Origin of the sequence: Natronorubrum bangense, from assembly GCF_004799645.1 — an archaeon.
GTDB classification, from domain to species: Archaea; Halobacteriota; Halobacteria; order Halobacteriales; family Natrialbaceae; genus Natronorubrum; species Natronorubrum bangense.
In genome coordinates this window covers 1,890,188-1,904,914 of sequence record NZ_CP031305.1, presented here as the reverse complement: position 1 = coordinate 1,904,914, position 14,727 = coordinate 1,890,188, and the positions used below count along the sequence as shown (strand labels likewise).

The window sequence follows — 14,727 nt, the reverse complement described above, 5'->3', positions numbered from 1 at the left end:
GGAGTCGGCGTCACTCGTCGGCCGCGTCGGCCAGTTCGGCGTAGGCGTCCCACGACGGATCGACGTCCGGATGCTCGAGTGCCTCGCCGTCGACGACCACGCCCGAACCGGACTCGACGCGCCCGATCTCGGCGACGACGGTGTCGCGGTCCTCGAGCGCTGCGCATACAGCGTCGACACCGTCGGAATCGACAGCGAGCAACAGCGAACCGCTGCTGGTCGCCGCCCACGGGTCGATCTCGAGAGCGTCACACACCGCCTGCACGCCGGGGCGCATGGGGACGGCGTCACGGTCGATCGTGAATCGAGCGTCCGCGCCGGCGGCCATCTCGTTGAGTGCGCCAGCGAGGCCACCCTCAGTCACGTCGTGCATCGCCCTGACGGGACCAGCCGCGGCCGCAGTGAGCGCATCACGAACGCAGTAGACCTCCTCGAGTCGGGCCTGTGCGTCGGCGACGACGTCGTCAGGGAGCTCGAGTTGGTCGCCAAAGAGGGTGCTCAAGAGCCCAACGGACTCCACGGCGGGGCCGGTGGTCAAGAGCAGCCGGTTGTCTTCACGTGCACCATCAGGGCGGACGATTGCGTCGTGGTTGCCGACGCCCATCGCGGTCGCTGCGCCGACCCACGGATGAGAGGGGTCCGAATACCGTGCGGTGTGGCCCGTGACGACGGCGACACCGAGATCGGCACACTCCGCGTGGATCGTCTCCCAGACCGTTGCGAACTCGTCGTCGGCCATCGTTTCGGGGAGCGTGAAACAGATCGAGAGATGCGACGGCGCAATCCCGCTGACGGCCACATCCGCGAGAATGAGATCGAGCGCAAACCGGGCTGCCCGCTCGAAGCCAAGTGCCGGCAGGATCGAGACGGGATCGGTCGCGGTCACCAGTGCCTGTCCGCCGATATCGATGACGCCGAAATCGACGCCGTGCTGTGGGCCGATTGCAACGTCACTGCGCGCTGCGCCGAGATTCGGCGCGACGTGGCGGTCGAAAAACGAACGATCGATTTTGCCGAGGTCGCTCACGCTCGAGAGATTTAGCCGGGTGATCTTAGCGATGGTGATCTGCGAGACAGACCGACTGGCTGGTCGCACTCGATCGGATCGCCGTCAGGCGATGAACCGAAGTATCCTTTAGGAACCACTGTGAGGGTTTCACTCATGCACGGCACTGGCGTTCCACTGGTGACCCCGTTTGACGATGCTGGAGCAATCGACCACAACCGACTCGCGACGATTGCCGACTGGCTCGAGACGAACGGGGTCGATTTCCTGGTCCCCTGTGGCTCGACTGGCGAAGCACCGCTGCTGACGGCCGACGAACGCGTACACGTCATCGAGACCGTCGCCGAGACGACCGATCTCCCCGTTCTCGCGGGGACGGGTCATGAGGGGTACGAGCCAACCCTCGACACGACCGAACGCGCTGCCGAGGCGGGTGCAGATGCAGCACTCGTCGTCACACCATCGTACTACGGATCGGACGACGCGGCCCTCGAGTCGTACTATCGTGATCTCGCCGACGAGTCGCCGATCCCGATCGTGCTATACAGCGTGCCGAAGTTCACCGATCACACGCTCTCGCCACAGACCGCTGGCTCGCTGGCCACACACGACAACATCGCAGGGATCAAAGACTCGAGTGGGAGCCTCGAGTCAGTCCAGCGGCTCGTCACGCTGACCGACGACGAGGCGTTTTCGGTGCTCGTCGGCAGCGGAAGTACGTATGCGGCGGGGCTCGCAGTCGGCGCCGACGGTGGCGTGCTCGCACTGGCAAACGTCGCTCCCGAACGGGCGAGTGCGATCTACCGCGCCCACGAGGAGAGTCGACTCGACGCAGCTCGAGCGCAGAATACGGCCCTTGTCGAACTCAACCGTGCCGTAACGGGGACCTACGGCGTTGCTGGCGTCAAAGCCGCCCTCGAACTGCGCGGCCAGGAAGTCGGCGAGCCGCGTCGTCCACTGCAGGCGCTTCCGGCCGAGGAGCGAGCAACGCTCGAGTCGATTCTCGACGCCGCCCTCGAGTCGACAGCCGGTCGGTGAGGTCGCTGTCAACGGGTCAGGGGGAAAACAGCTAAGATGTAGTGACAGAAATAGCCGGCAGATATCATAATGATTGATAGATCAGTTTCAGTGAATGACTGGGAAGCCAACAGAGAGGAGGCTGAATGCACGGCATAATTCTGAAAACACTGCAATCGTTCGTCGTCGACACCTACGGCGAGGACGCCTGGCTGTCGATTCAGCGAGAGGCCGACCTCGAGGAGAAAGTCTACGTTCCGGTAACGGTCTATCCGGACCGCGACGTCTACGAACTCGTGCACACGGCTGGGGAACTCACCGACCAGAGCCCGCGGACGATTCTAGCTCAGTACGGAAAGTGGGTCGTCCCGCCGCTGCTCGAGACCTACGATCTCCACATCGACGACGAGTGGGATGGACTGGAACTCATCGCGAACATCCAGCAGTTTCACACGTCGTTGCGAACACGGGATCTGACGACGCTGACGACACCTCGGATTCGGTCGGAACGGATCGACGAAAACCGGGTGAAGATCACGTACGACTCGGACCGAAAGCTGTGTGACATCGCTCGCGGCGCGATAGAGGGCGTCGCAGACCACTTCGACGAGAACCTGGTTTACGAAGAACAGACGTGTATGCACGACGGTGACGACGCCTGTCGGTTCGAGATTCGACGGACGACCGACACGGCCGCGCTCGAGGCCGATACGACGGCCGAGTTCGAGTTCGAATCGACGGCTGACACACCAGTTGGTGGCAACGATGACTGACTCCACATCAGCGCTTCCGAACGCGCTGCAGTCGAACCGGCCGTTTGGCTTTGCCATCACGATCATGCTCGTCGGCGTCGCCGCCGTCGCCCTCGCCGCCGTCGCCCTCGGCGATCTGACGCCGGAGCTACTCGGCGTTGGAGTCGTCGGCGTCGTTGCCACCGGCACAACGGCCATGCTCATCGCTGCAGTCTCGGATGCCCGAACCGCACCGCGCGAGCGCGATGAGCTTCGCGAGACGATCGCCGACGTCGCCGACCGGACGGCCACGCTCGAGGACGGGACGTACGACGTCTCGTTTCAGACCGACGGCGACGGTGACAGCGGCGCTCTCGAGGCATCACTCGCGTCGATTCGGGACCAGCTAGCAGCGAGCGAACAAACGGATCAGTCGCTGACGAACCTCGAGGAGATGGTCGAAACACACGCGGAGACGACACGGTCGGTCGCCGACGGGAATCTCACTCAGCGGTTCGATCACCCCGGAAGCCACGATGTGGTCGACGAACTGGCGGGCAACTCGAACGAGATGATCGCCGAGATCGAGGAGACGTTCGCGACGCTGAAGTCGTTCTCCGGTGAGGTCGTCACCTACAGTCACGAACTGAACACGAGTATGGAGACGGTCCGCGCAGAGGGCGACCGCACGAGCGAGGCGCTGACCGAGGTCGTCGAAGACAACGAGGAGCAACACGAACAGCTTCGGACCGTCGCCGCGGAGATGGAGTCGTTCTCGACGACGATCGAAGAGATCGCCGCGACGGCCTCAGAAGTCGCTGATACGGCAGACCGAACCGCACGAGCCGGCCAAGAGGGAAGTCAAGCCGCAAGCGACGCGATCAACGGGATGGACGTGATCGATGCGGAGACCAAACGGACGCTCGAGGAAATCGAGCGACTGGAAGCTGAAGCAGAGCAGATCGACGATCTCGTCGATTCGATCAGTAATATCGCCGAGCAGACGAACATGCTGGCGTTAAACGCCAACATCGAAGCCTCACGATCCGTCGACAGCGGCGAGCAGGGATTCAGTGCCGTCGCCGACGAAATCCAGAACCTCTCCGAAGAGGTCTACGACTCGGTCAAATCGGTCGAGGAACGCCTCGAGACGCTCAGAGGACGAGCGATGTCAGCGGCCGAAGAGGTCCGAACCAGCCGCGAGCGGATCGACGAGAGCACCGACGACGTCGAAAACGCCGCAAGCGCACTCGAGGAGATCGCCACCCTCGCCGAGCAGACGAACAACGGCGTCCAGGAGATCTCTGCAGCGACTCAACAGCAGGCGGCCGCGACCGAAGAGGTCGTTGTGCTGGTCGAAACCGCTGCCGAGACGAGCAACGAAACCGCGACGACATCAGCCAGAGCGGCCCGCCGTGCGTCCGCACAGGCCGATGCGCTCTCACACGTCGCCCACAGCGCGACTGTCCTCACCGAACACGCCGGCGAGTTGAACGCGCATCTCGAGCGCTATGATACCGAGAGCGGCTACGAACTGCCCGAGGCGAGAGCCGCCGACGACGTCGACCCTGAGGCAGTCTCGACAGCCACTCCGGTGCCGGATTCGATCGGCGACGCAGAGCCAGCATCGAGATAGAGGCGGGCTACACCGCCTCACCGGCGCTGAATGACGTTTTTTCGAGCGACTCGAAGCAACCGAATCCACTACGACCACCTCGAGAATGTAATTGTTATCGGTTACAGCGAAGAGTGAAGTGGTCGCCGAGCATATCGGCCACCGATGGCGCACTCGTTCCGCTCGGAGACCGATTCTGGGCTCGAGATCTCTACAAGCGAACTCACGGGTGCGCTAGGTGATTCGGTTACAGTACTCCCCCTGTTAGTTGCTCTCGCAGCGACGACGACTGTCTCCGTCCCCCACGTTCTACTCGGGTTCGGTGTCTTCCAGATCGTCTGGGGGGTGTACTACGGAATGCCGCTTTCTGTCGAACCGATGAAGGCCCTAATCGGGCTGGCGATCGTTGGCTCGCTCTCCTATCCTGAACTCGCCGCTGCCGGATTGCTCGCAGGCGGTGTCCTCCTGACTGTGGGGAACCTCGGCCTCGTCGGCCGCCTCCAGACGGTCGTCGGCGAGCCCGCGATCCGAGGTGTCCAGTTTGCCGTCGCCTTGCTCTTGCTCGAGGCAGCGGTCGGGCTCTCGACTGGAAACCTCCCGGTTGCAGCCGTCGGACTCGCCGTCGTCGGCCTGCTTGCGGTCGTTGGCTACCGACAGTCGAGCGTGTTGCTCGTCCTCGGTCTCGGCGGCGTCGTTGCCGTCGCGACGACGGGGATGCCGACACCTCGACTCCCCGATCCCACACTCTTTCCCGCAGGGACACCGACGCTGTCCGGCGCAGCCCTCGAGGGAACCGTGGCTCAGCTCGGCATGACCGTCGGGAACGCAGCGATCGCAACTGCCCTGCTCTGTGGCGATCTCTACGATCGAGACGTGTCGTCCGACACGCTCTCGACGAGCATGGGCGTAACCTGTCTCGCAGCGATCCCGATCGGTGGCGTCCCGATGTGTCACGGCAGCGGCGGGCTCGCGGGCAAGTACGCCTTCGGTGCCCGAACCGGGGGCGCGAACGTCATCCTCGGCATGGGCTATCTCGCACTCGCATTGGTCGCCACCGGCGCACTCCTCGCTGCGTTTCCGCTCTCCCTGCTCGGTGTCTTGCTCGTCGTCGTCGCCCTCGAGCTTGCTCGAGCCGCCATCGCCCCAATCGCCGGGTCTCGAGCGCTCGTCATCGTCATCGGCGTTGGCGTCGTCGGACTGGCGGTCAACGTCGGCGTTGCCTTCGTCCTCGGGACCGTCGCCTGCTGGCTCAGCTCCCGGTCGGAGACGAGTCGGTGAGCGCTGGGTGGCGAACACAGGACGAAACGAACGCCACACAGCGTGGGAGACACGCTGCTTTTCTCCCCGGGCATCGAAGAGCCAGCGATGACAGTGTCCTGGGAATCCCTCTTCGAACGCGCCAACACGTACGACGTCGACCTCGAGGAGATCCGGACGACGAACGATGACTGCTCGGGTTCGGAGGCGGCGACCGATGCCTGACCAGCCCAACCCCGCACGTGTCGTTGCGGACGCAGACGTCCTCGCTGCTGATCTGCTCGTCGACGGTGACGCCCGCGAAGCGCTCGATCACGTCCGCCGTCACTCGTGGGTCGAACTGGTCGCAAGCGATCCCTTGCTCGAGCAAACGGAACGGCTCGTCACGACCCTTGCCGATCCGGAACTCGCAGCCGACCATCGGGTGCGACTCGAGGCCGACCGCGTCGCCGTCGACCATCCTGAAGGCGATCATCCGGCGCTCGCATCGGCCTATCGCGGTGGTGCAGCACACCTCCTGTCGTACGACGACGGACTGGGATCGGCACAGGCCGGGCTTTCCTTGCAGTCTTATGTCGCCGTCAGCGTTCGCCCGCCGGATGCGTTCGCGCGGCTGTTCGATCCCGAAAGTCTGTACGAGGCCGTCGAAGGCGGCACGTATCCGGGCCCAGACTGCGATCCGCGAGAATAAGACGCGAGTCGATCGCTGAGACTACGCCTCGTGGTCGGCGAACCACTCCGCAAATTCGGCGAGCGCGCGGCCACGGTGCGAGATCGCGTTTTTCTCCTCGGTACTCATCTCGGCCATCGTCTGTCCGTTGTACTCGAAGATCGGATCGTAGCCGAAGCCACCTTCGCCACGCGGGGCAACGAGCGTCCCGGCGACCGAGCCCTCGAACGTCTCGGTGCCGGTTGCATCCACGTACGCGAGCACCGTTTTGAAGCGTGCACGACGGTTGTCCTCATCGCGTGCGAGTCGCCAAAGGCGCTCGACGCCGACGGTGTCTTCGACGTACGCCGAGTACGGCCCCGGAAACCCACCCAGCGCGTCGACGAACAGCCCCGCGTCGTCGACGAGCACTGGCTGCTCAGAGCCGGATTCACGGAAGGCTTCGCGAGCGCCATGGGCGGCGATCTCCGAAAGAGAGTCGCTTTGAATCTCGGTGTAATCGTACTCGATCTGTTCGACTGGTTCGATTCCCGAGAGATACTCGCGTGCCTCACGGACTTTTCCCTCGTTTCCAGTGACGAATCGAATGGCCATGTACGAGGCGGGGGTCCCAGACGGAAAATAGGCGTCGGTTGATCGGTTCGAACGCTCGAGGGATCGCTCGCAGCGGCTCACAGTCTACACGAACGCACCCGAGGATGGGTCGCCGTGACCCAATAAAAACGTTAGTTGCTGTCGTCGTCGACGATGACTTCGACGGGTTCGTCGTCGGCGTCCTGAGACTCCTCGGCGGAGCCCTGTTCTTGCTGCCACAGGAGTGCGCCGGCGACGAGTACGACAACCCACGAGCGCCAGTTGGCGAGGTTCAGGGTGTAGCCAACACCGAACGGTTTCTCCACGAGCATCCCTTCGCCGGGTTGCCAGTGTGCGGAGAGGATGTTGCTGAAGTTCGGTCGTTCGAAGTTGTACGGTATCCCGAGAATCTCTCCGGAAGTCGGCTTGTCTGCCATGAGCGACAGTACGGTCTCCCGTGATATGAGTATTGGGTGCTCGTCTCCGTCAGCGCAGCCTGACCGTCGCTCGTCGCTGTCTCATGGCACACCCGAAGACCGTTTGTGGACACACCGGAGCCGACGGTCTCAGTCGGTCACGTACCGACCACGCCCCTCCACGTCCTCGAGACGCTCGAGGACACGGTGTTCGCCGACCTCGCGATACCCCTCCCGAACGGCCTCTCGGAGCGGTGTGGGATCGGTGGCAGTGCCGACGAGACTCTGATCGAAGACGTGCAGATCCATGGCATAGTCTTCGATGTGATCTGTGTGGTAGCCGAGCCCGAAGTCGATGAGGAACGTTCGTTCGCAGTCGCCATCTCGAGACGGCCGTTTCGTCCGCCCGACTCTGACGTTCCGCGTCGTCGGATCGCCGTGGACGAACCCGGCTCGGTGGAGTCGTGCGAGATGACAGCCGACGTCGCGAACCCGCTCGACGGACAGCCCATCGCGGAGATCGGCCTCGCCGACGTACTCGAACTCGAGTCGTGCGTCGATTGGGTCAACGTCGGTGAGGACGGGAGTCGGAACACCCGCACGACGAGCAAGACTCGTCAGTCGGGCCTCGAGAGTCGTGCGCTCACGGCGGAGGCGGTCGTCGAGTTCGGGGTGGCGGTAGGTCTTCGACACGCGGCGCTTCGTGACGCGGCCGGCGTCGGGCTCGAGGTCGACGAGGGCTTCAGCGCCCTGCACCGTTCCTGTCTCGCATCCGATTTCGAGGTCCTCGCTTCGCTCGGACCTCCCACGCCACGTGACGGCCACCTGATCAGGCCGGTAGTTCGGATTCACGCGCGACTCTGCAAGCTCGAGGGTGTCACCAGCGTCGTACATCTTTGCGCCGAGCACGGCGATCATGCCCGCGTTGTCACCCAAAAACCGAGCAGCTGGGGCGTGAAAGCTGGCCCCGCGCTGGTCACACATCGCCGCAAGCATCTCGCGCAGCCGGGCGTTCTGTCCGACACCGCCGCCGAGGACGAGTTCGTCGCTGCCAGTCAGCGAGAGCGCACGTTCTGCGACCTCGGTGAGCATTCCGAAGATGTTCTCCTGGAGCGAAAAGCAGATGTCTTCAACAGGAGTCCCGTCATCGTAGCGCTGTTTGGCGGCGCTCATGATCCCCGAAAACGAGAAGTCCATCCCTTTGACGACGTAGGGGAGATCGACGTACTCGCCGTCTTCGGCGGCCGCTTCGACTTTCGGGCCGCCGGGATGTGACCAGCCAACGTGGCGGGTGAACTTGTCGATCGCGTTGCCGACGCCGGTATCCATCGTCTCCCCGAGCACGCGATATCGGCCGTTTCGATACGCGAGGAGATGGGCGTTGGCACCGCTTGCGTTCAGACAGACCGGCGAGTCGAAACCAGAGGTGTGGCGGCCGATCTCGAGGTGGGCGACCATGTGATTGACGCCAACGAGCGGGACCTCGAGCGTCTGACTCAGCGCCCGTGCGGCCGTCCCGACGATACGGAGACAGGGGCCGAGACCAGGGCCCTGCGAGAACGCAACCGCGTCGACGGGTGGCTCCGTCGTCGGCCCATCGTGGGTTTCTCGAGCGTGCTCGAGGGCCGCTTCGACGACTCGCGGGATCGCCTCGTGCATGTGTTCGGCGGCCTCGCGAGGATGAATGCCGCCGCTTTCGGGTTCGTAAGCGTCGCTCTCGATGGCGACGTCGTCGGTCGTAGAATCGTACACTGCTGCGCTGGCTGCCCAGGCAGTGCCTTCGATTCCAAGGATTCGGGTGTCAGAACTCACGTGTGGTATCTACGTCTCGACACGAACGCGCGGCGAGTAGTGGAACTGGTCAGTACCGTTATGCCCACTCGGTGTAGCCGCACTTGCCACAGTGGGTGCGGTCGCCGTGGTCAGCAAGGAAAACGTCGCCACAGCGGGGACACATTTCTCGGTCGGTGGTGCCGTCGTCGTTGTAGAGTTCGTGTCGGGACATGTTATGCTTCCTCCGCTTCGGCTTCCGCCTCAGCCTCTTCAGCGCCGATCTTGTTTCGCTCGAGCATGTGGTCCTGCTCGACCTCGCGGGCGTCGTCGGCCGTGTCGTAGACTTTGGCCTCGCCAACGGTCTTGCGCATCCCGAACTTGGTGTCGAGTTTGCGGACGACGACCTCGTCGGCGTCTTTGTTCAGTTTGGCCGCGAGACTGTCTCGAACCTGCAGACGAGAGGGCGTGGCGTCCTCGTGGGTCAGTTCGAAGGTAACGTCTGTTCGATGCAACATGGGGTTCTCCGATTCGGAGATGATGTCGACGTCCATGATATCACTCAGTTACTCTACTATGCCCGTGTAGCGCCTAAAAGGATTTCGAAGCATGCACCCGATTGCACGGGCACTCGAGTCGGTCTCTCCGTCGGCCGGCGAGAACGCCGCTCAGGTGAGTACACCAAAGCGGACGGCCGCCGTTGAATTCAGCCCGAACGAATGAGAGTGTTTACATGTTCTGTGGGCGAACCCCTTCGGTGATGCCCTCCAGACGACATGTACTCGCCGGTGGCGGTTTCGCCCTCGCGGGCCTCGCTGGCGGCGCCCGGTTCCTTGATGGACCGATATCGGTCTCGAGTGTCTCCGAAATCGAGTGGCCAATGGCGCGGTACGACCCCGCGGGAACCGGGTACAACCCCGACGGGAGGGGGCCGAAAGACGGCGTCGAGGTCGCGTGGCAGCGAGATACGGACTGGAGCATGCACGGGCTGACGGCACCGATTCTCGTCGGGGAGACGCTGTACGCGGTCGGCCAGCAGTCGCTCGTCGCGTTCGATCGCGACACCGGCGAGATTCGGTTCACGCGAGACGGCCAGTACTGGTCGACTCCGGCTCGAGCCACGGCGAGCGCCTACCGAAGCGACACGCTCGCCGTCAGTGGCCGGGAGGGACTGCTCGGACTAAGCGCGGACGGCGGCTACGAGGTTTTCGGACGATCGGTTGGCGCCGAGCGCTGGTACAGCCACGGCCGGGAGACCCAGCGCTGGTCCAGTTCGTCCCCACAGGAACCGTCACCCGTCGCTGCGGATGGTGCGGTGTACGCGATCGTTCCCGACACCGATCGCGTCGTCGCCGTGGACGGAAGCAGTGGCCGCGTCCAGTGGGAGCGAACGGTCGGCGACGAACGATCGAGCGGTTCGAACCGACCGGCGGTCCGCGACGGGACCGTCTTTGTCTCGAGTCGTCCCGGCGACGTCGTCGCGTTCGACGCCGAGACGGGCGACACTCGCTGGAGCAGCAGGCCCGAACCACACACGGAGAGCCCCCTGAGATACCGCAATTTCGGGCCGCCGACAGCGACCGATGCGGGACTCGTCGTCCCCGACCGAGAAGGGGTCACGCTGCTCGATCCGGCCGACGGGAGCGTGCTGTGGGAGTACACTCACGACGGGAACGGCACCGACGGCAGCGCCGCCGTCGCCGACGGGACGGTGTTCGTCACCGATGGCGCGGAGTCGCTGCACGCGATCGACCTCGAGAGCGGCGAGCGAGAGTGGACTGCCGACTACCGTCCCGACATGGACCCGATCGTCGCCGACGGCGTCGTCTACCTCGGCTACCAGATCTCCGAACTGGTCGCGATCGACGCCGAGACGGGCGACCGACGGTGGACCTACGAAGGGGCGACGTACTTCACGCAGCCGATCGTCGACGACGGCACGCTCTACGTCCTCACCGACGAGGGACTGCTGGCACTCGAGGAGGCGAGCTGACAGTGGCGCGCAACCGAAACGACGGGGCCAACCGTCGAGAGTCGTCCGTGGCGCACGTCCTCTCGGCGGCCGTCGACCGGCTCCGTCGAAACCCGTCCCTGCTCGTTCCGTTCGCTATCGCGGGGTTCGTCCTCGCCGTCGCCGACGCGCTCCGGCGACGCGATCCGATCCCGACCCTCGAGCGGGAAATTCCCTGGGAGAACGGCCTCTCGATCGACCTCGAGTACGCCGGCTATCCGACCGGCGTGGCACAGACGGCGACGCCGCTCGAGTCGCTGGTCGGCCTCCACCCGGAGTATCTCGCCTGGGGGCTCACACTGTATCTGCTTCCCCTGGTGGCGGTCGTCTTCGCGGGAGTCGTCACGATGGCCCGCGCGATGGATCGGGACGTACGGCTCGCGACCGTGGGCTCCGTCTTCGGGTTCGTTATCGTGTTCGACCTCGTCCAGCGGGGGCTCGGATCGATCGACGCGCTCCAGGGAATGGGGCTGTGGGGACTGCCGCTGCTGATGTTGTATCTCGCCGTCACCGTCCGGCTCTTTGCCGTTCCGGGCTTGCTCGTCGCGGGCCGCAGTCCGAAGCGAGCGCTGCTGGAGAGCGTCCGCCGAACGCGTGGCCACGGCTGGACGGTCTTCGGCGTGATCCTCGTCGTCGGCCTCGCCGGGTGGGCGCTCGCGAGTCTTCCCGGCGGGACGGTCGCGACGACCGCCCTCCTGGCACCAGTCCACGCCGTCGCGATCGTCGTCCTGCTCGAGCACTCGAGCGTCGACAACTGACGTAATCGTTACTCGAGTGATTCGTTCGATCGTGTCACGACGGAAGGACCACGATCCCACGAGGTGTCTGGCTCTTGAGTTCCTCGTCCCAGTCGATCCCGACGCGACCCCATTCGTCGCCGAAATCGTCGGTGACGAACAGACCTCGGTTGCTCAGCGCGTAGACGACGCCGTCCTCGTCCGTCGTCTCGAAGACGGCGCGAACGACGCCGTCGCCCGTCGGCAGCCCGTGGTCGTCGAGTCGCTCCCAGGGCACCTCATCGGTCCGCCGATAGACGTATGACTCGGCCGTCTCGGCTGTGTGCGCGCTCCGAGCGCCGCTCGCACTCGAGACGATGACCGCGTCCGGATCGGCGGGATCGACGGCCAGCCCCCAGCAGTAGGTGTGTGCGAGCCCGTCCTGTGGACGTGACCACGTCTTGCCACCGTCGTCACTTACAGCGTAGCCGTCGCCAGCAGCAGTGTAGACCCGCCCTTCCCGTCCGGCGTGGGTCGCCAGCGTGTGGTTGTCCCGACGGGAGCCGGCCGGTCGTTCCTGCCACGTCTCGCCGCCATCAGTGCTCAGGACGAATGCACCCGCCTCGATGCCGACGTACAGCCGCTCGGGATCGAACGGATCGACCTCGAGCCAGCGAACGTGATGGGTGTGGGGCCGCGGCGGAAAGTACCACTCGTCGGCAGAGGAGAGGGCAGTCAGCCCCGTGAGCTGCGTCCAGGTATCTCCACCGTCTGTCGAGCGATAGACGCGACTCGGCTCCGTTCCGGCATAGAGGACGTCCGGATCGTGTGGGCTGATGGCGAGCGACAGTACGGCGTCGCTGACAAACCCCGTCTCGAGGCGCTCGAACGACTCGCCGCCCGTCTGGGACCGGAACAGGCCACCCTCGAACGTCCCGACGAACACCCGCTCCGGTCGGGCAGGCGACACAGCGATACACTCGAGTGTGTGACCCTCGAGTCGAGTGGCAGTGGTCCACACATTGGGGCGACGGTCGGCGTTCGTACAGACGAGCAGGCGATCCCGAAGTGCGGCGTAAACGGTCGGCATAGGAGTCTAGACGAAACGACAAGCCCTAACGATTCGGAGTCATATAGTTGGCGGCCCTCTGAAGGCGAACTGTCATCCGGACCGGCGCACAACCGCTCGAGCAACCGTGACGAAGCAGCCACCCTCCCCAACGATCTCCGCTGGCCCCTCACTCGAGTCCGATGACGATCGCGTACTCGCGACGACCAGCCAGCTCGCCGCCCGCATTGAAGCGACGATCGACTATCAACTCGACGAGGCAGCGCTTGAGGACGTCTTGCTCGAGTTGGACCGCGGAGACTACGTCAGGTGGGTGACGGTCACCCAGACCGGCGACGTGGTCTGGGACCTCACCGAGACGCCCGACCGAATTGCCGAGACCGTGGCTGCAGCTCTCGTCGAACGGCTCCACTCGTGGCTTGCGAGCAAGCCAGCGCGGTAACGGCTTGGACGCACGGCACCGAGACGAACCAGAACTGCTCGAGCGCGTTTGACTGGCGAGATGACGACGGTTGTGACTCGAGCAGGCAACGCCACAGTAGACTCGAGCAGCCGTTCGAAAGCCGGTGTTTGGTACCGGATATCGTGTGATTAAAGAACGTAGTTATCAAATCCGATATCGGGCTGGAAACGAACCACCACCTACCGTCCCAGCCCATTTTCATGGAATGTCAGTTCAGGTATAGTATTTTTGGCCGACTGGCGGTGTCGGCAGCGACCGCTTTGGGGTGGTCATAGAACGGTGGCCGACGACCAACGCGAAATCGTCACGCCGACCATGACCACTCCCGGTTCCCTCCACGAACATCGCCAGCCAACGCGGGGGCGAATCCCGTACCGGCAACCACTCGATTTTGAGGGAGGGTCGAACCGCTGCTGCATACTGTAGTGTCAGTCGCCACGAATTCGACTATCGACGTAACTCGAAACGATACAAAATTCTGATGGACTCGCTGGGATTTGAACCCAGGGCCTCTTCCTTGCGAAGGAAGCGATCTACCACTGATCTACGAGCCCTCGAGCATTCATACCCAGGGATTCTACTTGTAGCTTGTGTTTCGCAGCCGACGTGTGAGCCCGGTGGCGACGCAGTCTGTCACATCGCGGCGCGACGTGAGCCGACGGACAACAGGCGCACACGGCCAGCGAGCAGACCGAGGAGAAAGCCCGTAAAGTGAGCGAGCAACGCGACACCGGGAGCTGCAGTTGCCAGCGTGACGGCAGTTGCGAGGCCAATGACGATGATGATGACCAGCCATCGTGGGATGTCGACAACGGAGCGCAGGCTACTCGAGAGCCGGTTCGAGGCGATGAGATAGCCAAGCAGTGCGAAGACGGCGCCGCTGGCACCGAGGACGCCTTGGGTTCCCGCGACGCTGATCAGCGGTGCCGACGCTGCGGCGTTCGTCAGGAGGATCTGTGAGACGCCGGCGATCGCGCCCGTCACGAGAAAGAACGCGTGAAATCGCAGTCTCGTCGTCGCTCGAGCGACTGGCCAGCCGAAGACGACCAGCGCGAGGCTGTTCGAGAGTAGGTGCCCAACGCCGCCGTGGGCGTAGACGCTCGTGACGACTGTCCACGGATTGGTGGTCAACGGCGGTGCGAGGACGAACAGCCCGGCCATCACGCCGAGTCCGAGCAGCGCCGTGAACTGTTGGACCACGAACACGAGGGCGAAGACGACCAGCAGATCGAAGATCGGACTGCTCGAGTCAACTGTGTCTGTCCCGGATCGGCGTCTGCGTCCCGACCGCGACCGCGATCGATCCACCATGGCAGCTAGTGGGCAGCGAAGAACAAAAGCCCCTCTGCCGGATTGCACCAAGCGCGACCGTCACTCGAGCGCAGGTGCTCGTGACCAGAGTAAGAAAACGGT

General features: G+C 64.0%; 16 protein-coding genes and 1 tRNA gene. 8 read left to right on the top strand and 9 right to left on the bottom strand.

What is annotated here, in order from left to right:
• Positions 1–10 precede the first annotated feature (10 nt).
• Positions 11–1,027 (bottom strand): AIR synthase family protein, encoded by a 1,017-nt coding sequence (locus tag DV706_RS09510; RefSeq protein ID WP_006064851.1) that lies wholly within the window; start codon positions 1,025–1,027, stop codon positions 11–13.
• Between the two features lie 135 nt (positions 1,028–1,162).
• Between DV706_RS09510 and DV706_RS09505 the strand changes: the two genes are divergently transcribed.
• The 5 genes from DV706_RS09505 to DV706_RS09485 all read left to right on the top strand — a co-directional run bounded on the left by DV706_RS09505 (position 1,163) and on the right by DV706_RS09485 (position 6,317).
• Positions 1,163–2,044: a dihydrodipicolinate synthase family protein gene (locus tag DV706_RS09505; RefSeq protein WP_006064852.1), complete on the top strand. Its 882-nt coding sequence runs from the start codon at positions 1,163–1,165 to the stop codon at positions 2,042–2,044.
• 125 nt (positions 2,045–2,169) lie between these two features.
• Positions 2,170–2,796, top strand: a complete 627-nt coding sequence (locus DV706_RS09500; RefSeq protein WP_006064853.1) for a heme NO-binding domain-containing protein — start codon at positions 2,170–2,172, stop codon at positions 2,794–2,796.
• Complete coding sequence (locus tag DV706_RS09495; RefSeq protein ID WP_049889642.1) at positions 2,789–4,390, top strand: methyl-accepting chemotaxis protein; 1,602 nt, start codon at positions 2,789–2,791, stop codon at positions 4,388–4,390. Before DV706_RS09500 ends, DV706_RS09495 begins: the two co-directional genes overlap by 8 nt.
• A gap of 144 nt (positions 4,391–4,534) precedes the next feature.
• Positions 4,535–5,647: a putative sulfate/molybdate transporter gene (locus DV706_RS09490; RefSeq protein WP_006064855.1), complete on the top strand. Its 1,113-nt coding sequence runs from the start codon at positions 4,535–4,537 to the stop codon at positions 5,645–5,647.
• A gap of 196 nt (positions 5,648–5,843) precedes the next feature.
• Positions 5,844–6,317 carry a DUF7384 family protein gene (locus DV706_RS09485; protein WP_006064856.1) on the top strand — a complete coding sequence of 158 codons (474 nt, stop codon included), beginning with the start codon at positions 5,844–5,846 and terminating at the stop codon, positions 6,315–6,317.
• 21 nt (positions 6,318–6,338) lie between these two features.
• Here DV706_RS09485 and DV706_RS09480 read toward each other — a convergent pair whose 3' ends face one another.
• The 5 genes from DV706_RS09480 to DV706_RS09460 form a co-directional block, all read right to left on the bottom strand.
• A complete protein-coding gene (locus tag DV706_RS09480) occupies positions 6,339–6,890 on the bottom strand; it encodes an XTP/dITP diphosphatase (RefSeq protein ID WP_006064857.1) in 552 nt (183 codons plus the stop codon).
• Positions 6,891–7,021: 131 nt separating this feature from the next.
• Positions 7,022–7,306: a DUF5808 domain-containing protein gene (locus DV706_RS09475; protein ID WP_006064858.1), complete on the bottom strand. Its 285-nt coding sequence runs from the start codon at positions 7,304–7,306 to the stop codon at positions 7,022–7,024.
• Between the two features lie 129 nt (positions 7,307–7,435).
• Positions 7,436–9,097: a bifunctional N(6)-L-threonylcarbamoyladenine synthase/serine/threonine protein kinase gene (locus tag DV706_RS09470; RefSeq protein ID WP_006064859.1), complete on the bottom strand. Its 1,662-nt coding sequence runs from the start codon at positions 9,095–9,097 to the stop codon at positions 7,436–7,438.
• A 58-nt stretch (positions 9,098–9,155) separates the two neighbouring features.
• Complete coding sequence (locus DV706_RS09465; RefSeq protein WP_006064860.1) at positions 9,156–9,290, bottom strand: 30S ribosomal protein S27ae; 135 nt, start codon at positions 9,288–9,290, stop codon at positions 9,156–9,158.
• A 1-nt stretch (position 9,291) separates the two neighbouring features.
• Entirely contained in the window at positions 9,292–9,609 is a 318-nt protein-coding gene (locus tag DV706_RS09460; RefSeq protein ID WP_006064861.1) for a 30S ribosomal protein S24e, read from the bottom strand.
• Positions 9,610–9,815: 206 nt separating this feature from the next.
• On the opposite strand from DV706_RS09460, the gene DV706_RS09455 reads away from it, so the two are divergent.
• Complete coding sequence (locus tag DV706_RS09455) at positions 9,816–11,048, top strand: PQQ-binding-like beta-propeller repeat protein (RefSeq protein WP_049889660.1); 1,233 nt, start codon at positions 9,816–9,818, stop codon at positions 11,046–11,048.
• A gap of 2 nt (positions 11,049–11,050) precedes the next feature.
• Positions 11,051–11,824, top strand: coding sequence for a hypothetical protein (locus tag DV706_RS09450; RefSeq protein ID WP_006064863.1), 774 nt, complete (start codon positions 11,051–11,053; stop codon positions 11,822–11,824).
• A gap of 34 nt (positions 11,825–11,858) precedes the next feature.
• Here the strand turns inward: DV706_RS09450 and DV706_RS09445 are convergent, their stop codons facing one another.
• Positions 11,859–12,872: a beta propeller repeat protein gene (locus DV706_RS09445; RefSeq protein ID WP_006064864.1), complete on the bottom strand. Its 1,014-nt coding sequence runs from the start codon at positions 12,870–12,872 to the stop codon at positions 11,859–11,861.
• A gap of 106 nt (positions 12,873–12,978) precedes the next feature.
• On the opposite strand from DV706_RS09445, the gene DV706_RS09440 reads away from it, so the two are divergent.
• Entirely contained in the window at positions 12,979–13,293 is a 315-nt protein-coding gene (locus DV706_RS09440) for a hypothetical protein (protein WP_006064865.1), read from the top strand.
• Between the two features lie 503 nt (positions 13,294–13,796).
• On the opposite strand, the gene DV706_RS09435 is transcribed toward DV706_RS09440, so the two are convergent.
• Together DV706_RS09435 and DV706_RS09430 are read right to left on the bottom strand one after the other, a co-directional pair.
• Positions 13,797–13,868 (bottom strand) — tRNA-Ala (locus DV706_RS09435).
• A 79-nt stretch (positions 13,869–13,947) separates the two neighbouring features.
• Positions 13,948–14,625, bottom strand: a complete 678-nt coding sequence (locus tag DV706_RS09430) for a rhomboid family intramembrane serine protease (protein WP_006064866.1) — start codon at positions 14,623–14,625, stop codon at positions 13,948–13,950.
• Positions 14,626–14,727 lie beyond the last annotated feature (102 nt).